Origin of the sequence: Paenibacillus sp. FSL W8-0194, from assembly GCF_037969745.1 — a bacterium.
Lineage (GTDB): Bacteria > Bacillota > Bacilli > Paenibacillales > Paenibacillaceae > Paenibacillus_AQ > Paenibacillus_AQ cookii.
In genome coordinates this window covers 1,182,532-1,203,566 of record NZ_CP150205.1, presented here as the reverse complement: position 1 = coordinate 1,203,566, position 21,035 = coordinate 1,182,532, and the positions used below count along the sequence as shown (strand labels likewise).

Sequence of the window (21,035 nt, the reverse complement as noted above, 5' to 3'; positions counted from 1 at the left end):
GAAATCGTTTATAGGATGTAAATGAAAACAAAGCAGCCGCGACCCCGTAACGGGAATGCGGCTGCTTTGTTTTCGTTCATCCCTGAATCCTTTAAGCCAGCAGCAGCCCGGCAAGCTCCCGGTAACTGCCTGCCGTATACTGCGGCTGATGTTCCGTTTCGGGCTCAACCTGCCTGTGGTTGAACCAGATCGCGGTCCAGCCCGCATCCAGCGCCCCGATCACGTCGTTTCGCCACGAATCGCCGATGTAGAAGCAGCGCGAAGGATCCGTCCCCGTTTGTTCATTGACGCGGGCAAACAGGCGCGGATCCGGCTTGTCGTAACCGACCGCCCCCGATACGAAAATATGGCCGGAAGGGATGGCGGCATCCAGCGCCAGCGCCTTGATTTTGGCCATCTGGTGCTCCGCCGGTCCGTTCGTGATCAGCCCGACGACATGACCGGCCGCCTGCAACTCGCCGATCAGCTCCGTTGCCCCCGGAAACGGGCGGATCCGGAACTGGCGCTCCAGGTATTGTTCCTGGATCCGGCCCGCCTCCCCATCCGTCACCGCGATCCCGAATTCCGCCAAAGCCAGCTTGGCCCTTTGGATCCTCATCTCCTGCAAATCCCGTTCCGCTCCGGCGGCATTGACCGCGCCATGGCTGGCGGAAAGCTTGTCGCTGTAATATCTGAATCGGTGATATACCGCCTCATACGGAAAGTCCTCTCCGGTGCCGAGCACATGCCGAAGCGCCTCCCTCAGCGGCTGCAAATGATCGTAAAGCGTATCATCCACGTCAAAAAATATCCCTTTTGCGTTCGTCCGTTTCTCTCCCATTGCGTTTCCTCTCCTATGGTCCGGATTGCAAAATCCTTATTGTGATGTTTGTTACGGCAAACGAATTTATGTCTATTTTAGCACATGATGCCGCGGTACAAGCAGGTTTCAGCGACCGCCGGACAGGGGTAAAAAAACTTACCCCGGGCTTAAAACCCTTTCAATTGTGACAGAACTGGCACAACTGTTCCCCGCCCGTTCAATTTTGAACAAAAATGAAAATCGCCGAATTTAGCCTTTTTCAAAGCTTAATCGGATTTTTTGGCCTTTTTTCGTGAAGAATGTGAAGATTATCACAGAATAATTGTATTTTATTTACAATTATGTATTCTACTGTATTTGTTTTCTTTTTCACAAGTTACTATGCTATGGCTATAAGGATTCGCGAATTATCCAAACACTCAGCGATTAAGGCATGCTAGAAAGGAGTTTCCCGTGAAGAAAAAAAGATGGTTGTTTTCACTCATTTTTATTTCCGTCGTCATGCTGCTCAGCGGATGCGATACGAAACTGATGGTCCTGGATCCGAAAGGGCCGGTAGCGAAAACACAATCCAATACAATTATCTTCTCTATTCTGATGATGGCGCTCGTGTTAATCGTCGTGTACATCCTGTACATTTTCATGTTGACCAAATACCGGGCCAGCAAAACGCCGGACGATTATGAACCGCCTCATATGGAAGGAAGCAAATGGCTCGAATTTATCTGGACTGCCATTCCGATTATCATCGTAGCCATTTTGTCTGTCGTTACCGTACGTACGACTTATGCCGTAGAAAAGGTGCCGGCCGGCTATGAGGATCAAAAGCCGCTTGTCATCTACGCCTCCTCTTCCAACTGGAAATGGCATTTCAGCTATCCGGAGGAAGGCATCGAAACGGTAAACTACGTCAACATCCCTACGCACCGTCCGGTCGAGTTCCGTCTCTACTCGTACGGTCCGATTTCAAGCTTCTGGGTTCCGCAGCTCGGCGGACAGAAATACGCGATGAGCGACATGGTCACCAAGCTGAATCTCGTCGCCGAACATGAAGGTTCGTACATGGGTAAAAACTCGAACTTCTCCGGTAAAGGTTTCGCCCAAATGGAATTCGAGGTACTTGCCCAATCTCCTGCCGATTACACGAAATGGGTCAACGAGGTGCAGCAAACCGCTCCGAAACTGACCGAGCAGGAATTCAACTCCGTATTGCATACGGACTTCGTCGGACGCAAGTCTTACAGCTCCACGCACCTGAAATTCTCGCCTCCGCCTATGGATATGTCCGAACACGGCCATGGCGGGGACAATTCGACAGACAGCAAGGAATCCGGCAAGGATTCCGCGGATCATATGCAGGACATGGGTGACATGAAAGACATGAACGATCATTCTTCCATGGAACACGGTCACTAACATCATGGAGAAAGGAGAACAAACTGCATGAAATGGGACGAATTTTTTGTTACCGGCGAGCCGATGATCTACGCGGCCGATGTCAGCATCGTGCTCGTATCGCTCGCCATCGTGATCGGATTGACCTATTTCAAAAAATGGGGCTATCTGTGGCGTGAGTGGCTCACCACCGTGGACCACAAAAAAATCGGCATTATGTATATTTTGTCGGCGTTGATCATGCTGTTCCGCGGCGGCGTCGACGCCCTGTTGATGCGGGCGCAGCTCGCGACGCCGGACTCCAAATTTTTGGATGCCCAGCACTACAATGAGATATTTACGACGCACGGGGTTATCATGATTTTGTTCATGGCGATGCCGTTTGTCATCGGGATGATGAACGTGGTCGTTCCGCTGCAAATCGGGGCCCGCGACGTCGCTTTCCCTAGACTTAACGCCGTCAGCTTCTGGATGTTCTTTATGGGAGCGATGCTGTTTAACATTTCGTTTGTGATCGGGGGATCGCCGGATGCCGGCTGGTCCGCGTACTTCCCGCTCGCAAGCCTTGAATTCAGCCCGACGGTAGGCAATAACTACTACTCGCTCGCGCTGCAAATATCCGGTATCGGTACGCTGATGACGGGCGTCAACTTTATCGTGACGATCCTGAAGATGCGTGCTCCAGGCATGAAACTGATGCGTATGCCGATGTTCACCTGGTCGGTACTGATTACGAACGTCATTATTTTGTTTGCTTTCCCTGTGCTCACCGTAGCGCTTGCCCTGATGATGTTCGACCGCGTGTTCGGAAGCCAGTTCTTTACGATGGCCAACGGCGGTATGGATATGCTCTGGGCCAACTTGTTCTGGGTTTGGGGACACCCTGAAGTATATATCGTTATCTTGCCTGCTTTCGGTATTTTCAGCGATATTATTTCCACGTTCTCGAAAAAGAATTTGTACGGCTACAAATCGATGGTTGTCAGCATGGTCGCCATCTCGGTCCTGTCCTTTCTCGTATGGGCGCACCACTTCTATACGATGGGCCAAGGCGCCATGGTCAACGGCTTTTTCTCCATCACGACGATGGCGATCGCGGTTCCGACCGGGGTCAAAATTTTCAACTGGCTGTTTACGCTCCGCAAAGGCAAAATCTCGTTCACGTCTCCGATGCTGTACGCGATGGGCTTTATCCCGATCTTTACGATCGGCGGCGTAACCGGCGTCATGCTTGCGATGGCAAGCGCCGACTATCAGTATCACAATACGATGTTCCTGGTGGCCCACTTCCACTATGTGCTTATTCCGGGTACGGTATTCGGGGTACTGGCCGGCATGCATTACTGGTTCCCTAAAATGTTCGGCTTCCGCCTGAACGAACGTCTGGCCAAAACGGCCTTCTGGCTGATCATCGTCGGCTTCAACGTGGCTTTCATGCCGCTGTTCTTCCTTGGACTTAACGGCATGACGCGCCGGATGTACACTTATTCAGCCAGCACCGGCTACGGTCCGCTGAACATGATCGCGACGATCGGCGCTCTCATTCTTGCGGTCGGCTTCGTGGTCCTGTGCTACAACTTCTTCTACAGCTTCCGCCACAGCCCACGCAACGAGGGCGGGGATCCATGGGATGCGCGTACGCTGGAATGGAGCACGCCAAGCCCGGTTCCGGTTTACAACTTTGCGAAAGTGCCTGTCGTACATTCCGAAGATGCTTTCTGGCATGCCAAAAAGCATAACGTTCCGCTTTATGAAGAAGGACCTTACGAAGAGATTCATATGCCAAACAACAGCGGGCAACCGTTCATTCTCGGCGTAATCATGTTTTTCCTGGGCTTTTTCCTCGTGTTCAGCTGGTTCATTCCTGCGATCATCGCGGGCGTCGGCGTGATCATCATGCTGGCGGTGCGTTCCTTCGAACGCGATCACGGCTATCATATTCCACCGAAGGAAATCGCCGCTACCGAACAGAAACTGCGGGGTGATACCGTATGAAAATAAATGACACGCTGCCGCTGGAGTACAGAACCGAGGAGAACAGCAACAAAATCTTCGGCTTCTGGCTCTTCCTTGGAGCAGAAATCGTCCTGTTTTCCACGTTGTTCGCCGTATACTTCACGCTTTGGAACCGTACGGGCAACGGCCCGACCGGCAAAGAGCTTTTCGAGGTCGGCGGTGTTATCTGGGAAACGTTCCTGCTGCTCACAAGCAGCTTTACCTGCGGCCTTGGCATTCATGCCATGCGCCTCGGCTTGAAAAAACCGATGATGATTTTCTTCGTCGTCACTTTGCTGATGGGCCTCGGGTTCCTCGGCATCGAGATTACGGAATTCGTCAACTACGTGCATGAAGGCGCGACGCTGCAAACGAGCGCATTCCTGTCCAGCTTGTTCGTCCTGCTCGGAACCCACGGTCTTCACGTGACCATGGGGATCCTGTGGGGCGCAGGCATCCTGATTCAAGTGGGTCGCCAAGGCTTTACGGACGAGACCGCGAACAAATCGTTCATCTTCTCGCTGTACTGGCACTTCCTTGACGTCGTCTGGATCTTTATCTTCAGCTTTGTCTACCTGAAAGGATTGATGTAATATGGCACGATTGTTCCCGATACGTCACGTGATGGGATATATCTTTTCGCTGGTCCTTTCACTCGTGGCACTTGGCGTGATTTACTGGGATCTGACGTTTTCGGCCGCCATGGTCATTCTGATCATCAGCGCATTGATTCAGGCTTCGCTGCAGCTGGTTCTGTTCATGCACATCGGCGAAACGTCCTCGAAAAAGACGCTCTACCTCAACATCGCTTATGCGGTATTCGTCGGCGTTGCCACGATTTTCGGTACGCTCTTTGCGATGATCTGGGGATACTGATACACCTGAAATCGAAAAAAGCTGTCCTTTGCGGACAGCTTTTTTTGCGTTATTACGATTGGGCATGCCGGTTCGTTTCCCCTCCCCCGCATTGCCGGTCACAAGCGGCCCGGAACGGCCTTGCACCGGCATGCATGCGCCGTCCCGTCAATGAAACGCCTTCCAAAATGCCCCTGTCGTATCGATCAAATCGCGGATTTGGGCAAACGGGATCGTAAAGGTTGGGAAACCTGCGGCATACGGGGCGATTTCGTACGGCTCGAAAACAAGATGCAGGGCGTCTTCCGTCACGTAAAAGGATTGATCCGGCGAAATTCCCTTATAACTTCCAGGGAATACATAAGAATATTGCGGGTCTTCCTCAATCTGCCTGCCGACGATGTCGCTCAGCCGCTTTACGTAATCGCTGCCGGGTTTAAACAAGTCCTTAAGGCCGTACATCCGCCCCGTCGCCAGATCGATCAAAGCAAATGCCTTTGTCGGCATGCCATGTGCCGCGCCAAGGGGATACCGGTACCCGTCAAGCTCCAGCACCAGCAGGTTTTGTTTATAAAACAGAACCTCAAAGTCGCCCGTATAGGTGTAGTCCAGCGTCTGATCCGCAGGAACGGGCTTTACCTGCGACAGCTCCTTCAACTTGGCATTCACCGACCGCTGAGCCGCCGGGTCCTTGATTCCTTCCACAACCGGATAATACACAATGTAATCCGGATTCGGCTTATATTTCTCTTCTTTCACGAGGTAGGGAGGCTGCAGCGGAATGACGGTGTTTTGCCGCCAAATGACCTGCCCGCTGCGGTCGATATAGGACAACCGCTGGTCGACGAATGCCTTGATCAGTCCTTCGCTCTCCCGCTGCAGGGTTCCGCTGCCGCTGACCCGCGGGTACCCCGGGGCGGGTTGCCCGGAGCTGTCGATCAAAAACGTAAACCGCCTGTCATACGCGGATGCCAAACCGCCTTCAAAATTGGAAACGTCTCGGTAAGAAAACTCGGTCAGCCTGCGGCCGTGATCGTCCGCAATGGCATACACCGAGCCGATGAAAGGCTGCTGCGGGTCGACGGCACGGCCGAGCGCGAACCGCCCTTCGTTCAGATCCCGGATATCGTCGTATTCCGGGCGGATCACCCATTCCCCCTGCCGGTCGATAACGCCGAATCTGGATTGGTAATCCTCGGCGGTATTAACGATGGCACGGCCTTGATGGAACGGGAACGCCGAGGTGAAAGCGGCCGGAATCACGACGCTGCCTTTCTCGTCGATATACCCGTACTTCCCGCCGGCATCCTTTTGGAATGCAAGGAGCCCCTCTCCAATCGGACCGACGTAAGCATAAGGGTACGTCGCCAGCCTGCGGCCGTTCCGGTCGATCAAGGCGTATTCGTTTTCTTGGATTTTGACGACGGCCTTGCCGCCGGAAAAATCGCCGGCTTCCGCATATTTCGCAGCAATGGCTTCATGTCCCTCCGGATCCAGATAACCGTACCGGCTGCTTCCATTCCCGCCGGCTGCGTCATTGAAGACGGCCCGCCCTTCATGCATATCCGCAATAAACGCATATGCTTTGCGGGTAAGCACCTGGCCCTCTTGATTGATCAGCCTGAAGCCTTGTTCGTCGTTCACGACGGCCCGGCCCTCCGAAAAGGGATTGATCCACTGGTACCTTGGTTGAACGACAAAACGCCCCGCCGAATCGATCACCCCGTATTTCCCTCCTGCCGCGGCAACGGCAAGACCGTTCTGTTGAAAATCCCGGGCATCGTCGAACCGGGCCGGAATCACCAATTTACCTTCGGCATCGATATATCCCCACTTCGTTCCGTGCGTCGTTTTCAGGGATGCGGGAAACAACCCGGAAGGCTGCGGAAAGCGTCCGCTTCCGTGCAGCGTCTGCTCGATGTTCCGCTCGAGTTCGCGTAGCGTTTCCTTGGACGGATAGGGATCCGGAAAGGAAAGGGCCCGGCGCACCGAAGCCAGCGCAGGTTCCGGCATCCCGGCCCGATACTGGGCGTCCGCCAGGTAATACCAGTAAAAGGAATAATCCGGATGCTTCCGCGTCAGCCCTTCGTAATACCGCACCACGGTCGGAAAGTAGTAACGGTACGCATCCGGCGCGGGAACAAACGCGCCCTGGCTCCACCGAACCACATCCACCCGGTATGCGTCCCCCGTATCATGAATCCAAAGGGCGATTTCGGCCTGTCCGTCCCGTCCGTTCGTCCCGGGCATATCCTCGACATGGACGAAGCTGAAGCTCATGCCGGACGGGGCGGCATCGGTCAGGACTTCACCCGACCAGGCATAGACGGACAACTTCGACCAAATGGAACCGATCCGCCAACCGATGACTAAATTGCTCGTGCCAGGCTGCAGGACCGGCGCGGCAGCCATGTAAGTGACGCCGTATCCCGGTCCCTTCATGCGGGCCGCAGCCTCGTAGCGCCCTTCCCGGTAAACAAGCACCATAACAAATAGTTCGCCTTGCAAACGGTAAACCGCCGTGATTTCGGGAATTCGGTCTCCGGTAATATCGGCGGCAAGAACAGCCGGACGGGGCGCGGGACCGTCGATGTTGGCCAGTTCGGCGCCTTGCGGCAAATGCCGCCTGGCGATCTGGATCGGATGGTCGTGTACGGACATCTTGGGACAACCTCCCTTATTCAACAAGCTCCTTCGCCTAATCGTATGCGGCCAGCCGCCATATATGAATTCTCCCGCCCAAAAACACTGTCGTAGAAGTATTACTTCTTTATATACTCAACCATTTCCTTATGCAGTTCCTGCTCAGAACATTGAAAGATCCCGTTAAAATCATGAGGATTGCGAATCACTTTGTTTAATGCATCGATTCCGTATTGTTCACATACAAATTCCACGAACATATAGGAGAACTGGAATCCTTTCATCGTTTCAAAATCCCAGGTATCGTTATTTAATTCATCAAATGATGGGATCGCCAGATTGCGGATCGCATCTTCCGTCGAACCTTTAATAAAGTCCTGAGTCATCTGTTTGGCTTCGAATCCGCCTATCCCCTGCCTGATCCATTTGGGAGCCGTTGGATTAATATCATTGATTAGCCACATGGTGAACAAATGGACCGTGCTTTTTAGGATGGATTGATACGTATGTTCGGGTCCTGGATTCAACGGAGATACGATTTTAAGAATATGTCCTTCATATGTGCCCATAAACCAATTGGGTGCATCGGCTTCTCCTACAGCTTGATGGAACGTTGGCAGATCAGGGTATATTTCAATAACGACTTTTCGTGATGGACGGTGATTGTATTTTGTCGAGATACGTTCTACATTATTGCTGAGTTCGGCGAACAAGTCATGTTGTACCTTCTTCAAACGATGACTCGGGCCTTCGTTGCCACCCTTATCTACAATTGAAATCAAATCTTGAATAGACATAATGGTAATTTCTCCCCATTCTTTGAGTTCTTTTTTTAGTCTTTCCAGTGATCTGTACAATCTGTTCTTTACTGCACTTTCACGCATCCCAACGATTTTAGAAATTTCAGGCAACGTACAGTCCACAAAAAAACGCAGAGCAATAATTTCTTGGTCTACCTCATCTAATTCTTTTAGCGCCGCTCCGATATCAATCCGAAAATCAACATATTTCGTAAATTCAAGGGAGATCGACTGTGATTCGTAATCTTGAAAATCAAAAGGAGATTCTTTTTTTCGGGATAACTTCCGATATTCGTTTTTTACTGTATTCTGAGCGATCTTAAAAATCCACGTGAATAAACTAGAGGTACCTTTAAAGCTGTGAATATTTTCGGCAGCCTTTAAAAAAACCTGTTGAGTCATGTCTTCCGCAACCCGCGGGTTTAATTTCAGCGAGAAATATTGGCGGATTCGTTGGCGATGCTGTTCATACGCTCTTTCAAAGCTTGGGATGATCTCCTGTTCATCCGGATAAACAGGTTTTGTGTCATGAGCTCCTGACATGGTGAAAACCTCCTCTTGATTTACAATGAATTAGACACCAGAGGGAGCCAAAAAGCCACGTACATACAAAAAATATTATGTATTACACGTTCGGCAAACGAAAAAAAGCCGCAGTTCGCGGCTAATTAAGCGTGTGCGTCCTTGTCTTCTTATGTCCTGTCTGTCGTGTCCGTTGAACCTTGAGCAAGCCACGTTCTTACTCCCCGTGCTCCGCGATATATTCCGCCAATCGGCGGTAGATCCCCACGATCTCCTCCATCGGCATCCGTACAAGACCGCTGGACGACGGAGCCACGAACTCGTGGATTTCCGGGATGACCGGGTCCGGTTGAAACCCCCAGTCGACTTTGCTTTTCCGGCTGTATTCGGCATAGACGCCTTTGCCGACAAAGCAAGCCACCTTCGGGCGATACTTCCGGAGCTTCGCGCGGAGAATTTTTCTGCCCTCAGCATATTCGCTGCGATCGATGTCATCGATTCCCCGCGTCGGTCTCGCAACGATATTGGTGAAGCCGTAGCCCATTTTCAGCAGGTCCTGGTCCTCCGAGGCCTCGTAAAGCCGCGGCGTCAATCCCGCCCGGTACAATATCCGGTAAAAATTGTTGCGCGGATTGGCGTAATGATGCCCGGTCTCTCCGGACCGCAGGCTCGGATTAAAGCCGATAAACAGGATGGACAACCCCATGTCCAGGTGATCCGGTATTTCCGGCATCGCGCTCACCTCCTTTGGATACGTTGGATTCGGAAAGGCGTCGACCGGAGGACCGGCTTATTCCGGCGCCGTTCGGCTGTTGCCCGATCCCCCGCGCCGTAAGCCTTAGGCTTATGATCATGGTATACCCCCGGAGAAGCGCCTGCAACCAGATCATCCGAACCTTTAACACTAAATTAACATCCCCCTCCCTATAATGAAGTTGTCGCCAAACTCCAAGGCCATGCGAATTGAATTAAGAAAGGGGTTGCCTTTTATGAATCGAAGAAAGCGCTATCAAGTGATACTTGCCGCCTTTTTCCTTCTCTTCTCCGCAGCGTTGTCCGCCTGCTCCTCGTCAAGCTCAACCGGCAGCGCTCCTCCGCCCTCGGAAACCGCAAAAGACAGCGCCGAAGCAACGCCAAGCCCTGCGGAAACGCCCAAAGAAACAAACGATGAACCGGTCACCATTAAAATTTTGTACCCTTGGGGGGCCGATGCCTTCGAGCAGCGGTACCGCGGAATCGAAAAGCTGCTTCCGAACGTGACGATCGAGCTGGTCGATTCCCAGGCTCAGATGGATCCCCTCCAGGAGCTGAACGCCCAGAAAATCGTCCCCGACATCATTTTTGCGAACTGGGGGCTCGATGCCTTATACGAGCTGGACATGATCGAGCCGCTGGACGACCTGATTCAAAAACACCAGTTTGACCTGAAGGCGCTGGACCCTTCGCTCGTCGCTTCCATTCGCGCGATGGATCGCACGGGCCAAGGACGGATTCTCGGATTCCCCATTCAATACAGTCCGTACGGCATTTGGTACAACAAAGAAGTGTTCGACAAATTCGGCATCGAATATCCCACGGAACGTTTGACCTGGGACGAGGTGGTCGAGCTTGCGAAGCAGATGACCGCGGAACGCGACGGGGTTCAATACCGCGGATTGGAGATGGGACCCGGGCTCGCCTCGGGCGAGGTCACCGTTCCGTTGTCCCAGCTTGCGGTAAACTTGACCGATCCGGACACGGGCGAAGTGCTGATCGACAAAGAGCCGGCCGTGACGCGGTATTTTGAACTGATGAAAAAGATTTACGGCATTCCCGGCATTGTGAACGAAGATCCGGAAGCCCGCAAGGATTATGAATTTCCGAAGAAAAACGTAGGCATGATCGTCTCTTGGATCGAATATCTGCGTTGGGGCGTCGGCGACCCCGAAGTTGCCGCGAACATGGAGGCGGCCCCGCTGCCGGTATGGGGGGACGGGGAAGAATCCGCTCCGCCGGCGGGAAGCAACCTGCTTGTCATTAACAAATACAGCGAGCATAAGGACGCGGCCTTCAAAGTGCTGACGGCCTACCTGTCCCCCGAGCATCAGACGGAGCTCGCCAAAATCGGGGATGCACCGCCGTTGTTCAATAATAAAGACGTCATCAGCCACTTCGGCGAAAACGTGGAGGTGTTCCAAGGAAAAAACGTTGCCGCCTTTTACGAGACGTCCCCTGCTTTGCCTCCGGCGAAAATCAGCACCTGGGACCAATACGTCGACATCGGGGGCTCCATGCTCAAGTTTTCCCAATCGGACATGGACATTGCATCGTTTTTGCGCCAGCTTAAAGAGGAATCCGAAATCAAGATCAAAGAAGCCAAAAAGCAAAAGGAATGATCCGGCTTTCGGCTTAAGCAAACTCAAGCATAAAGAGGTGAATCTGCTTGAAATATCAGGTGTTTAGCGCCAACGAATGGCTGTACCCGGATCAATCCGTCACGCATCCCTCCGAACATGAGCTTCAGATTCGAATCGCGGGAGCCCGGGGCTCTTATGCAGGCTGTCAGGTTCTCTTGGGCGATTTGCCGGTTCATAAGGTTTTAACCTGGGCGTTTCATGACAACGGAAAAGGGCTGCGGGGCCTTACCGCCCTTGCATCGGGCTTTAAGATCTACCGGCTGCTGGACGTGCAAGTGAACGAAAATACCGATATCGACGTATCTACCGTGCCCGTCGGGACGCCGGCTCCTCCTTATGTGACGCGCCAAGCCCCGTTCCGCGTGTACGATGCGCTGCTTCCGGTCGAAAGCCCGTGTGCCGCAAGGAACGCCACCGAAGCCTACTACCTATGCTGGCACATTCCGGAAGAGGCTGCTCCGGGCATTTACGGCGGGGGCGTCACCCTGACGGTCGATGATCAAACCTGTGTCATCCCCGTTCACATCGAGATATTTAAGGCCTTGATTCCTGCACACGGACGGCTCCATATCGCCAATTGGTTTTCGACGAGCAACATCGCCGAGCGGCACGGCCTGGAGCCCTGGTCCGAAGCATTTTGGTCGATGCTCGAACAATATGGGCTGGCGATGAGGCGCTGCCGTCAGACCCATTTCATGGTGAACGGCTCTTTTATCGACGTCACAGCCCTTGGCGATGGACGTTATGCCTTTGACTTCTCGAAAGCGGAACGGCTGATCACGCTGTTCCTTAAGCTTGGATTTACCCATATCGAAGGCGGCCATGTGGCCGGACGTGTGAATTGGGAAGATCCGGCCTTCGTTTTGAATGCAGTTCCGGGCATCCAAGCCACCTCAAGGGAAGGCTACGCCTTTCTGTCCCAATATTTAAGCGCATGGCGGGATTGGCTTGAAAAGAAGGGGTGGCTTTCGCTGCTCGTTCAACACGTGGCGGATGAGCCGATCGCGCCTTCGGCTGCGGACTATCGCATCCTGTCGGGGATCGTGCGCAAATGGCTGCCCGGGGTGCCGCTCATCGACGCCGTCATCGATACGAGCGTTGCCGGAGCCGTGGATGTATGGGTTCCCACCAATAAGGAATACGAGCTCCGCCGGGAAGATTACGAGCATTACCGGAGCTGCGGGGATACGCTGTGGTTTTACACGTGCTGGAATCCGGGCGGCGATTATTTGAACCGCTTCCTCGACATTCCGCTTTTGAAGACGCGTTACCTTCATTGGGGCAACGCGAAGTACGGGCTGGACGGATATTTGCATTGGGGATTCAATTATTATTTCCAAAACCAAGATCCGTTCGAGCTGACGAATCCGCTGCTTGCCCCCGACGTCCACGAACGGCGCGTACCTGCCGGAGATACCCACATCGTGTATCCCGGTCCCGACGGCCCGCTTCTCAGCATGAGGCTGGAAGCCATGCGCGCCGGCGTGGAGGATTATGAGCTGCTGCAAAGCCTAGGAGATCATGACCCGGAGCTTGCCGAAGACATCCTTGCCTCCTGCATGAAAAGCTTTACGGAGGTCGACACGGACCCCGCCGCTTTTGACCGGGCTTACCGGCGGCTGCTGGAAGCCGTATCGGCGTATGCGCCTTAGGCAAGCCGATTTCCCGTCATGATTTACGCGCCTCGAAAGGCGAACCAAGCCAAAAACGGCTGTTCCGTCCGTAGTCTTGAGCTACGAAGGAACAGCCTTGTTATTTCATGCCTGTACGAACGCCGGAGAACCTGGGCGCCGACAACAGCTCCGACAACCCTGCAAGTCAATACAGCTTGTCCGAAGTCGCCTTGGCGGTAATTTCCCTGTATTTGATCGCTTGGTCTTTCATTCTTAACGACACGGCGACGTTCAGGATGTCGATGATTGCAAGCTGCGACATTTTGGCCGCCAGCGAGCTGCCCTGCAGCGGATTTTCCCTGCCGACGACGATCAGCACGATATCCGCGATTTTCGTGATCGGCGAACGGGCGTTGCTTGTGACGGCGATGATGCGGGCACCCGCCTTTTTGGCGATGTTCAGGTTGTCGATCGTGTCCTTGGTGCTGCCCGAAATGGACAAGCCTACGGCGACGTCGCCTTTGTTCATCAGGGAAGCCTGCATCGCCTGAAAATGGGTGTCGCTGCTCGCCATGCTGTTTTTGCCGATTCGGGCAAAGCTGTGCGCTCCCTGGGCCGCAGTCAATCCCGACGAACCGACGCCGAAAAAATGAATGTTCGCGGCTTCGGCCAGCGCGTCGATCGCTTGGGTCAGCTGCTCCTCGCTGACAAGCTCCCTCGTCTGCTCGAGCGTGCGCAGATGCGTTCCGATAATCTTTTGGCTCAGCGTCAGCGGGTCGTCATCCTCGGCGATTTCCTCATGAATATGATCGGTCGGCTTCACCAAGTCCTGCGCCAAAGACAGCTTGAAGTCCTGGAAACCCTGGAATTTCATTTTCCGGCAAAAACGCAGCACCGTCGTCTCGCCTACTTCCGCCTTCTCCGCCAGTTCCGTCACCGAATCGTAAATCAAATCCTGGGCGTTTTCCAAAATATAATGCGCGACCTTCTGCTCGGTTTTCGTCAGGCCGTTCAAGTGGCTGCGGATGCTCAGCAGCGTTTTCCCCATTTCCTGTGTGCCCGGCATGTTTTCCTCCCCTTCCCGTACCATGTCAACGTTTCCCAAACGGCTCGCCCGGAATATGTTCATCATTTGTGCATATAAAAGTGAATTCCGCCTCTAAGTCAATCTTATTGTACCCGGTCGCAAATGCGGTTGGCAAGCGAAAGGCGCGTATCCCCAGCCCTGAAACGGGCCCGTTCATAATCACAAAAAACAAGTTGCCAATCGAACCTAATATAGTAAAATTTAGAAAAAAGATCAGGTGGTGGGTGGTTTGAAAAGGAGCCTTGGTTGGATTCTGTTATTGATTCTTGCGTTAAGCGGATGCGGCGGCGGCAGCGAAAAAGAAGATGACAAGCCGTTCGCCAAAGAAGACATGGGCATCGTCAAAACCGCCAGCGGCGAAAAAGTCCATTTTGGCATGAAACGGACGGATGCCGAAAAAGTGCTGGGGAAAGGCAATGACGCCGGAAAAGGCCGATGGGAATACGCCCCCGGCATCCTCGTGTTCTATAGGAACGACTCCGTCGCCATGATTACGATGGAAAAAGAGACCTTGGGCCAATACCAAACGACCCGCGGCGCCGAAATCGGCATGCGGCTCGAACAAATCAGAAGCCTCTATGGCGAAAACGATATCCCCGATCCGACGGGCGCAAACCTGAATTATATTTACGATTTTAAAAAAGGGGAGTTCCTCGACGAATACCCCTCCGTAACGGATGAAAAAACCAAGGACATTGTTGTGTTTTCAACGATGTTCGATTCCAACGGGCAAGCTGATGCGCTGATCATGATCGACGTCTATTTTCAGAACCACGGAGAATGAGCGCAAAAACTCCAAAGCCGGTATGTATTTACGAAAAAATAGAGCCCGCGCGAATACGTCCGCGGCAGGCTCTGACAATATGGGGTTATCTCGCTTCGATGCGCTTTTCCACGCACCACTTGATGACAAACAGAAACGCGATGCTAAGCAGCAGCTCGAAAACGAACGATCCCAGCCAGTTCCATCCGGCCATGGCGGTCAGCGAATCATGCGTAATCGTGCCGGTTCCGTTTTCGTAATGGAAAGACACCAGATTGAACGCCTGCGTGGAATCCTGGCCGAACAGCAGGTTTTCCAGCCAGTCCATGACGGCCGACAGGACCAGGAACAGCAGCAGGCCGACCCAAAACGCGCCTTTTTTCGTAATGCTGCGGGCCAGCGCAATCACGACGTAAAACAACAAAAACCCGTAAACGGTCGTAATCACGGTCTCCAGCGCCAATCCGATCCACACGTATACGGGAAGATGAAGCGCATCTCCCCAAAAAGACGTATCGAAGCGGCCCAGAAAATACATTCCCGCCCCGGCAGCGATCACCATGACTGCGAGCGTGTTCAGGATGGCGTAGACGAGGGACGCCCAAACGTAAGAGAGGGTGTTTACCGGCAATAGCCTGCGGCTCACCGATTTGATGTTGTAGTCGAACACCCTCAGGTTGTTGATCGTGAAAATAACGGCGGCCGCAAAGTTGGCGACGATGATGACGCCCAGTTTGACTTCCAGCATCGCGGGAGACAAGATCATTCCTAGCTCGCATAAAATCAGCACGGCGCAGACGGCCAGCAGCAAATTCGCGTTACGTCTCAGGTCGTATTTGAGCAGCTTCATCATTCGCCGAACACCTCTTTGAACATGTCGTCCACGCTCCTTCCATGCTTCATGCGGATGTTTTCCACTTCCTCATGCAGCACGATGCGGCCGTCCCGCAAAAACATCACTTCATCGAAAATCCGTTCCATGTCCCGTACCAGATGGGTAGAGATGATCAGGCTGCTGTCTTCGCGGTAAAAACGGACGATCGCGTCCAAAATTTTGCCGCGGGCCACCGGATCGACGCCGCCGATCGGCTCATCCAGCAAATACAGGCTGACGTTCCGGGAGAGGGCCAGCGTCAGCTGCAGCCGTTCGTTCATCCCTTTGGAGAGGATGCTGACGCCGCTTTTCTCGTCCAGTTTCATGAAGTCGAGCATCTCGCGGGCCTTTTCTATATCAAAATCCGCGTAAAAATCGTGGTAAAAGGCAATCGCATCCTTCACCTTCATCCAACGTTCGGTCATCGGGCGGTCCGGCATGTAGGAAATGAGGCTTTTCGTTTCCCTGCCTGCCGTTTTGCCCATTACCGAGATGTCGCCGGCCGCGGCCGGGGTCAGCCCCGCAATAATTTGCATCAGCGTGCTTTTGCCGCTGCCGTTCGAACCGAGAAGCCCGACCAGCCTGCCGGGGCCGATGTCGAAGCTGACGCCGTCCAGCACCTGCTTTTTGCCGTAAGTTTTCGATATGCCGTTAACCTTCAGAAGCGCGTCCATCCGGATGCTCCCCCTTCCAGTCCTTGCCGCCTTCGGCCGCCACGGCCTCTTTCACGATCGTCACGATGTCCTGATTTTTGAACCCCAGCTCCTGCATGCCATGGATGAATTGGTGAAGCAGTTCTCCGGCCATTTCCTTTTTGATCGCCATAATTTTGGATTCCTCGCTTGTCACATATCTTCCCAGACCCCGTTTCGTCTCAACGACCTCCTCGCGCTCGAGTTCCTGAAACGTCCGCTGAATCGTGTTGGGGTTGATTTGCAAATCCGCCGCCAGCTCCCTTACCGACGGAATTTTGTCGCCGGGCTGGAGCAGGCCGGATACGATCTGTCTTTTGATGTGGTTCATGATCTGAAGATAGATCGGCAAATTGTTGTCGAATTCGATGCTCAAGTGGACAGACTCCTTTCGCCGTCAGCTTAGCTCCTATGCCGCATCAGGCTATATCACGTCTCTTAAACGTAACAAAGCTGGCGCCAAGAAACAAGACCATATATACCGCCAGTACCGCGATGGAAAAAGGAAGCGTCATCCCTTCGATCGGCGGCTGCCCTCCGTGGCTGTACACCGACAGATCGGCGTTCGGGAACAGCACGTATTTGTAAAAGCTTTTCGGAATCGTCAGGCTGCCGAGCACGACCGCCGCCATGCTGACGCCCATCGCCGCGCCCGTAGAACGGGTGAGCACGCCCATCATGAAACCCAGCGTCACGTAAACGATGCTGTACACCAAAGCGCTCCCGCCCGCGATCCATAGATCCCGCCAAGCGCCGGCAGAAGCTTCCATTCCGAAAAACGCCGCGCCGGAAGCGAATCCGACCGCTATCAGCCAAACGAAAAGCGATAGCGTAAAGAGCAGCGCCGCGGCATATTTGGAAGCAAGCACTTTCCCGCGGCTTTGGCCGCGGATCAACAGAAACTTGATCGTTCCCAGGTTATGCTCGCTCGCCACCAATCCTGCGGTGAAAATGACGGCCAGCATGGCGGCAAATTGGCCGAATCCGCTCGTCGAGGCCATCATGGCCGTATATTCGAATGCGGAGCCGATCATATCCCCGCCCCAGCGTTTGAAGGCCCAGGCCAGCCCGGCAAGAGCAACGGCGATGATGGCGTAAGGAATAAAAAAGCTGCGTTTTTTGGACATTTTCAGCCACTCGTTGATGACAAGCCGATTAAAACTAAGCAATGCGGTTTCCTCCCGTCCATTTCAAAAATTCGTCTTCCAGCGACTGCTTCAGCTCCGTAATCTGGTAAATCGGAACCCCGGCGGCGCCGAGCGCGGTAACCATGTCCGGAATATCTTTGTAGCGAAGCGCCACCAGCAGTTCGCTTTGGTCCTCCGCCACCTGCAAAATCTCGGCATGCTCCTGGCTTCCCAGCACTTGCTTCGCTTCCTCGAAACGCCCGACCCGGAACATGACGCGCACGAAATTTTTCTCTTCCGGCCCAGATCCGCCGCTTTCGCCCACGGTGCGTACCGTCACGAGCTTCCCGTCCTGAATGACGACGACCCGGCTGCACAGCTGTTCCATCTCCAGCAGCAAATGGCTGGACACCAAGATCGAAATGCCTTCCTCGCGGGCGATTGTTTTCAGGTAATCGCGCATTTCGCGGATGCCGGCCGGATCCAAGCCGTTCGTCGGCTCATCCAGAATGAGGACCGACGGCTCGTGCAGCAGCGCCTGCGCGATGCCCAGACGTTGGCGCATCCCAAGCGAATAAGCTTTCACTTTCTTTTTCATCGCCTGTTCGAGTCCCACCAGCCGGACAACTTCATCGATCCGCTCGTTGCTGATCCATTCGTTCATCCGCTGATATTGCTTCAGATTGTCGTAGCCCGTCATGTAAGGATAAAATTCCGGGTTCTCGATAATGGCCCCGATATGGCGGATCGCCCTCTTCCACTCATGCCGGATGCTGCTGCCGCGGACGAACACGTCTCCTTCGGTCATCCGGATCAGCCCGGCAATCATCCGGATGGTCGTCGTTTTCCCGGCTCCGTTCGGGCCGAGCAGCCCGACGATTTCGCCCTCGTGGACGTCGAACGTCAGCTGATCGACGATTTTTTTTCTTCCGATTTTTTTGGACACGCCTCTTAGCGAAAGCACGGCGGCATCCCCATGTATAGGTTGAGATTGGGTCACGTTCACATCTCCTTTGTATTAGTGTTATAGTTAAATAGTACACTGAAACAATGATGATGTAAAGCCCGATTTGAATCCGGCAAAAAATACGGAAAAGCCGCCCCTTTGTTTCAAGGAGCGGCTTTTCCCAACATGCAGCCATTATTTATATTGGTTCACGTTCAAGCTTCCGGCAGCGACATCGATCCAATAATAAGCCTCGGGCGTAACCAGGTACAGGTTCAAGGCATCCTCGTTATACGGTCCCGCGGAAGCCAGGTGGAAAACACCGTCCTTGTCGAGCGTAACGTGAAGGTCCTCGATCTGCTGCGGCCGGTCTCCCCCGGTCTGCACCATGATTTTCAACGTTTCCCCCGCGTGGCCCGCAAACTTTCCGTCAAGCGCAAGCGTACGGTCGGCACGGAAATCCGCGACGAACATGTAGTCCTCCAACCGATCCGGCTTCCGGTACACTTCCCGTTTCGGCAGCGGCGGCAGCGCGGTTGACGGCGTTACGGACGCCGGTCTGCCGCGAAGCTCTTTCAGCTTCGGCCGCAAATACTGCAGCAGCTCCGCCGCTTCCCCCCGCGTAAGTTCCTCGCTTCCCTTGAAGCCATCCAGCGAGCGTTCCGTGACGCCCTTTACATAGTCGAGCGCAAGGACGTACCAGACCGCTTGGCTTTCCGGGTAGTTCACCCCATCCGCCGCAGCAATGATTTCGGCCGCTTTTTGACGTGTAATCGCCAAGTCCCTTGCGGTTTTGTTAGCGATTCCGGCAAGCGGAATGTTCCGCTCGGCCGCGGCTTTATAAGCTCCGTCCGCCCAATGCGTTTTTTTTGCAGGCGCATAAGCTTCATCATCGACTCGGTACATGCGAAGCAGCGCCGTCCAGAATTCGGCCTCCGTCACCGCCGCATCGGGCCGAAACTGATTGCGGTCCGATGCGGTCATCACTCCCGACCGAAGGGCCCATTCGATCGCGGACCGGCCCGTGTGCCCGGCGATATCCGTTATCGCGGCGGGATTCGTTCCCGGATATTCCTTTAGCTTGAGCTTCGGCAGCACTTTGACCTTGATCCGGTTTTGAACGCTCCCCGATGTCAGCGTTACCGTATAATCGCCAGGTTTAACGCCTTTTAACATGCCCTCCGGCGAGACGGCCAGTCCTTTGGGCTCGCTGCTAACGTAGCCGACTCCGGTTTGGAGCAGTTCCGTCACCCCGTCGTCATACATCCCCTCGGCTTCGATCGGCAGTTCCCCGCCTTCATTGAGAACAAGCTCGGGATATCGGGATTGGACGAAGACCAATTGATGTCCTTTTCCGGTGGTAAAAGACCATGTCTTTTGCAGCTTCCCGGACGTTCCTTTCATCTGATAGGAAAGCGATATTTTGTATGTATGATTGCCTTTCAGAATCTGTTTGGGATACAGGAACAACGTATCCCCGCCGTAAAGCTCCTCATAATACGGCACCGCCGCGCCGCTTTCGTCCGCGATTTGCGCTTCATGCCAAACCATATCCCGTTCCGTCGAAGCCGAAATGATGTAACCGGAATGATCCACGTTAAATTGGCTCAACGGGTTCGGAGATTCAAGACCGTAAAAACCGACCCCGACGTTCGTCATGCCGTCATAGGGATAAACCGAGATGCCTCCTTGGATCGGACCAGGCTCCGAAAAACCGGCAAAATCGGCCACGGCCGTTCCGTCCGCCAAACCGAAGCCGACTTCCCTGTATTTCGGGCTGAGAATGATTTTGCGGTGATAGGCGGTGTCCAGCCAGCCGTCGATCGCATCCTTGCTGCTCGCCTGCTTGTAATGCATGACCTCCCCGGTGGAATACCCCTTCGAACCAAACGTCCAGCCGGCGGCTTTCAACCGGTCCGTTACGGTTGCTCCCGTATACCCGGGCATCCCTTTGGTTTCGTTATGGGCGCCCTCGGTTTTCTTTCCGTGATTCGCGTTGTAATACGCCGCATGAAGGCTTGCCGCCTTGGATATCACGCCGTTAAGCTGCAACGGCTGCAGTCCGGCCTTCGCCCGGACGCTGTTCAAATGGGAGAGCGCCTCGCTTTGATCTTGGTCCGTCCCTGCCGATAGCACCTGCGCGGCAAACGCCGGCGTCGCTATCGTCCCGGTTCCCAGCAGCAGCCCGGCGGCAACGAACGGCATGATCGCCCATTTGCGGAGCCCTCCGTTTCGTGCGCGCGTTCCCTGTCGGGCGTTTCTCTTCGTCACTCCATCGTCCCGTAAGGACGACTGCCCGCTTTTTTTCATATTCATCGAATAATCTTCCTTCCTTTCCTTCGGATGTTCTCTATATTCGACAAAATCCATCACTTTCCTCCCAAACCAAAACGGGACTTCCGGCCCTATAGCGCCTGAAGTCCCGTTTTTTTGCCGATTCGTCATGGATGGTCCCGTGCCTGAAACGGAAATTTGCCTATTCCTTTTCGGCCGTACCGGCATAGATTATGCTATATATCCATCAT

At 53.9% G+C, this 21,035-nt stretch carries 18 protein-coding genes; 7 read left to right on the top strand and 11 right to left on the bottom strand.

Annotation, left to right across the window (positions count from 1 at the left end):
- Window positions 1–91: 91 nt before the first annotated feature.
- On the bottom strand, window positions 92–820 hold the full coding sequence (locus MKY58_RS05110; RefSeq protein WP_339323722.1) for an HAD family hydrolase: 729 nt from the start codon (window positions 818–820) through the stop codon (window positions 92–94).
- Between the two features lie 435 nt (window positions 821–1,255).
- Here MKY58_RS05110 and qoxA point away from each other — a divergent pair, with 435 nt between their 5' ends.
- Genes qoxA through qoxD form a run of 4 tightly spaced genes read left to right on the top strand, consistent with a single transcriptional unit; the run spans window position 1,256 to window position 5,068 of the window.
- Window positions 1,256–2,218 carry a cytochrome aa3 quinol oxidase subunit II gene (gene qoxA / locus MKY58_RS05105; protein WP_339323721.1) on the top strand — a complete coding sequence of 321 codons (963 nt, stop codon included), beginning with the start codon at window positions 1,256–1,258 and terminating at the stop codon, window positions 2,216–2,218.
- A 27-nt stretch (window positions 2,219–2,245) separates the two neighbouring features.
- Window positions 2,246–4,192, top strand: coding sequence for a cytochrome aa3 quinol oxidase subunit I (gene qoxB / locus MKY58_RS05100; RefSeq protein ID WP_212948261.1), 1,947 nt, complete (start codon window positions 2,246–2,248; stop codon window positions 4,190–4,192).
- Window positions 4,189–4,785, top strand: coding sequence for a cytochrome aa3 quinol oxidase subunit III (qoxC, locus tag MKY58_RS05095; protein WP_036713917.1), 597 nt, complete (start codon window positions 4,189–4,191; stop codon window positions 4,783–4,785). The genes qoxB and qoxC overlap by 4 nt, the downstream gene beginning before the upstream one ends.
- A gap of 1 nt (window position 4,786) precedes the next feature.
- Window positions 4,787–5,068 (top strand): cytochrome aa3 quinol oxidase subunit IV, encoded by a 282-nt coding sequence (qoxD, locus tag MKY58_RS05090; protein ID WP_212948263.1) that lies wholly within the window; start codon window positions 4,787–4,789, stop codon window positions 5,066–5,068.
- A 147-nt stretch (window positions 5,069–5,215) separates the two neighbouring features.
- Here the strand turns inward: qoxD and MKY58_RS05085 are convergent, their stop codons facing one another.
- The 3 genes from MKY58_RS05085 to MKY58_RS05075 form a co-directional block, all read right to left on the bottom strand.
- A complete protein-coding gene (locus tag MKY58_RS05085; RefSeq protein WP_339323720.1) occupies window positions 5,216–7,708 on the bottom strand; it encodes a WG repeat-containing protein in 2,493 nt (830 codons plus the stop codon).
- Between the two features lie 101 nt (window positions 7,709–7,809).
- Complete coding sequence (locus MKY58_RS05080) at window positions 7,810–9,033, bottom strand: RNA polymerase sigma factor (RefSeq protein ID WP_339323719.1); 1,224 nt, start codon at window positions 9,031–9,033, stop codon at window positions 7,810–7,812.
- A 196-nt stretch (window positions 9,034–9,229) separates the two neighbouring features.
- On the bottom strand, window positions 9,230–9,745 hold the full coding sequence (locus tag MKY58_RS05075) for a mismatch-specific DNA-glycosylase (protein WP_339323718.1): 516 nt from the start codon (window positions 9,743–9,745) through the stop codon (window positions 9,230–9,232).
- Window positions 9,746–10,001: 256 nt separating this feature from the next.
- Here MKY58_RS05075 and MKY58_RS05070 point away from each other — a divergent pair, with 256 nt between their 5' ends.
- Entirely contained in the window at window positions 10,002–11,387 is a 1,386-nt protein-coding gene (locus MKY58_RS05070) for an extracellular solute-binding protein (RefSeq protein WP_339323717.1), read from the top strand.
- A 47-nt stretch (window positions 11,388–11,434) separates the two neighbouring features.
- Window positions 11,435–13,060, top strand: a complete 1,626-nt coding sequence (locus MKY58_RS05065) for a DUF4091 domain-containing protein (protein ID WP_339323716.1) — start codon at window positions 11,435–11,437, stop codon at window positions 13,058–13,060.
- 166 nt (window positions 13,061–13,226) lie between these two features.
- On the opposite strand, the gene MKY58_RS05060 is transcribed toward MKY58_RS05065, so the two are convergent.
- Complete coding sequence (locus MKY58_RS05060; protein WP_339323715.1) at window positions 13,227–14,087, bottom strand: MurR/RpiR family transcriptional regulator; 861 nt, start codon at window positions 14,085–14,087, stop codon at window positions 13,227–13,229.
- Window positions 14,088–14,337: 250 nt separating this feature from the next.
- On the opposite strand from MKY58_RS05060, the gene MKY58_RS05055 reads away from it, so the two are divergent.
- Window positions 14,338–14,892, top strand: coding sequence for a hypothetical protein (locus MKY58_RS05055; RefSeq protein ID WP_339323714.1), 555 nt, complete (start codon window positions 14,338–14,340; stop codon window positions 14,890–14,892).
- Between the two features lie 85 nt (window positions 14,893–14,977).
- On the opposite strand, the gene MKY58_RS05050 is transcribed toward MKY58_RS05055, so the two are convergent.
- From MKY58_RS05050 to MKY58_RS05025, 6 genes are all read right to left on the bottom strand, one after another.
- Window positions 14,978–15,724 carry a hypothetical protein gene (locus MKY58_RS05050; RefSeq protein ID WP_339323713.1) on the bottom strand — a complete coding sequence of 249 codons (747 nt, stop codon included), beginning with the start codon at window positions 15,722–15,724 and terminating at the stop codon, window positions 14,978–14,980.
- Entirely contained in the window at window positions 15,721–16,419 is a 699-nt protein-coding gene (locus tag MKY58_RS05045) for an ABC transporter ATP-binding protein (protein WP_339323712.1), read from the bottom strand. Before MKY58_RS05045 ends, MKY58_RS05050 begins: the two co-directional genes overlap by 4 nt.
- Entirely contained in the window at window positions 16,397–16,813 is a 417-nt protein-coding gene (locus MKY58_RS05040; protein ID WP_339323711.1) for a GntR family transcriptional regulator, read from the bottom strand. Before MKY58_RS05040 ends, MKY58_RS05045 begins: the two co-directional genes overlap by 23 nt.
- 43 nt (window positions 16,814–16,856) lie before the next feature.
- A complete protein-coding gene (locus MKY58_RS05035) occupies window positions 16,857–17,606 on the bottom strand; it encodes an ABC transporter permease (RefSeq protein ID WP_339323710.1) in 750 nt (249 codons plus the stop codon).
- On the bottom strand, window positions 17,599–18,564 hold the full coding sequence (locus MKY58_RS05030) for an ABC transporter ATP-binding protein (protein WP_339323709.1): 966 nt from the start codon (window positions 18,562–18,564) through the stop codon (window positions 17,599–17,601). Before MKY58_RS05030 ends, MKY58_RS05035 begins: the two co-directional genes overlap by 8 nt.
- Window positions 18,565–18,705: 141 nt before the next feature.
- Complete coding sequence (locus MKY58_RS05025; RefSeq protein WP_339323708.1) at window positions 18,706–20,880, bottom strand: CAP domain-containing protein; 2,175 nt, start codon at window positions 20,878–20,880, stop codon at window positions 18,706–18,708.
- Between the last annotated feature and the right edge of the window lie 155 nt (window positions 20,881–21,035).

Excerpts from the sequence above, each read along its gene's own strand:
- MKY58_RS05110 (WP_339323722.1), bottom strand. The coding sequence starts at position 820 with ATGGGAGAGAAACGGACGAACGCAAAAGGGATATTTTTTGACGTGGAT.
- qoxB (WP_212948261.1), top strand. The coding sequence starts at position 2,246 with ATGAAATGGGACGAATTTTTTGTTACCGGCGAGCCGATGATCTACGCG.
- qoxC (WP_036713917.1), top strand. The coding sequence starts at position 4,189 with ATGAAAATAAATGACACGCTGCCGCTGGAGTACAGAACCGAGGAGAAC.
- qoxD (WP_212948263.1), top strand. The coding sequence starts at position 4,787 with ATGGCACGATTGTTCCCGATACGTCACGTGATGGGATATATCTTTTCG.
- MKY58_RS05085 (WP_339323720.1), bottom strand. The coding sequence starts at position 7,708 with ATGTCCGTACACGACCATCCGATCCAGATCGCCAGGCGGCATTTGCCG.
- MKY58_RS05080 (WP_339323719.1), bottom strand. The coding sequence starts at position 9,033 with ATGTCAGGAGCTCATGACACAAAACCTGTTTATCCGGATGAACAGGAG.
- MKY58_RS05075 (WP_339323718.1), bottom strand. The coding sequence starts at position 9,745 with ATGCCGGAAATACCGGATCACCTGGACATGGGGTTGTCCATCCTGTTT.
- MKY58_RS05070 (WP_339323717.1), top strand. The coding sequence starts at position 10,002 with ATGAATCGAAGAAAGCGCTATCAAGTGATACTTGCCGCCTTTTTCCTT.
- MKY58_RS05060 (WP_339323715.1), bottom strand. The coding sequence starts at position 14,087 with ATGCCGGGCACACAGGAAATGGGGAAAACGCTGCTGAGCATCCGCAGC.
- MKY58_RS05050 (WP_339323713.1), bottom strand. The coding sequence starts at position 15,724 with ATGATGAAGCTGCTCAAATACGACCTGAGACGTAACGCGAATTTGCTG.
- MKY58_RS05045 (WP_339323712.1), bottom strand. The coding sequence starts at position 16,419 with ATGGACGCGCTTCTGAAGGTTAACGGCATATCGAAAACTTACGGCAAA.
- MKY58_RS05025 (WP_339323708.1), bottom strand. The coding sequence starts at position 20,880 with ATGGATTTTGTCGAATATAGAGAACATCCGAAGGAAAGGAAGGAAGAT.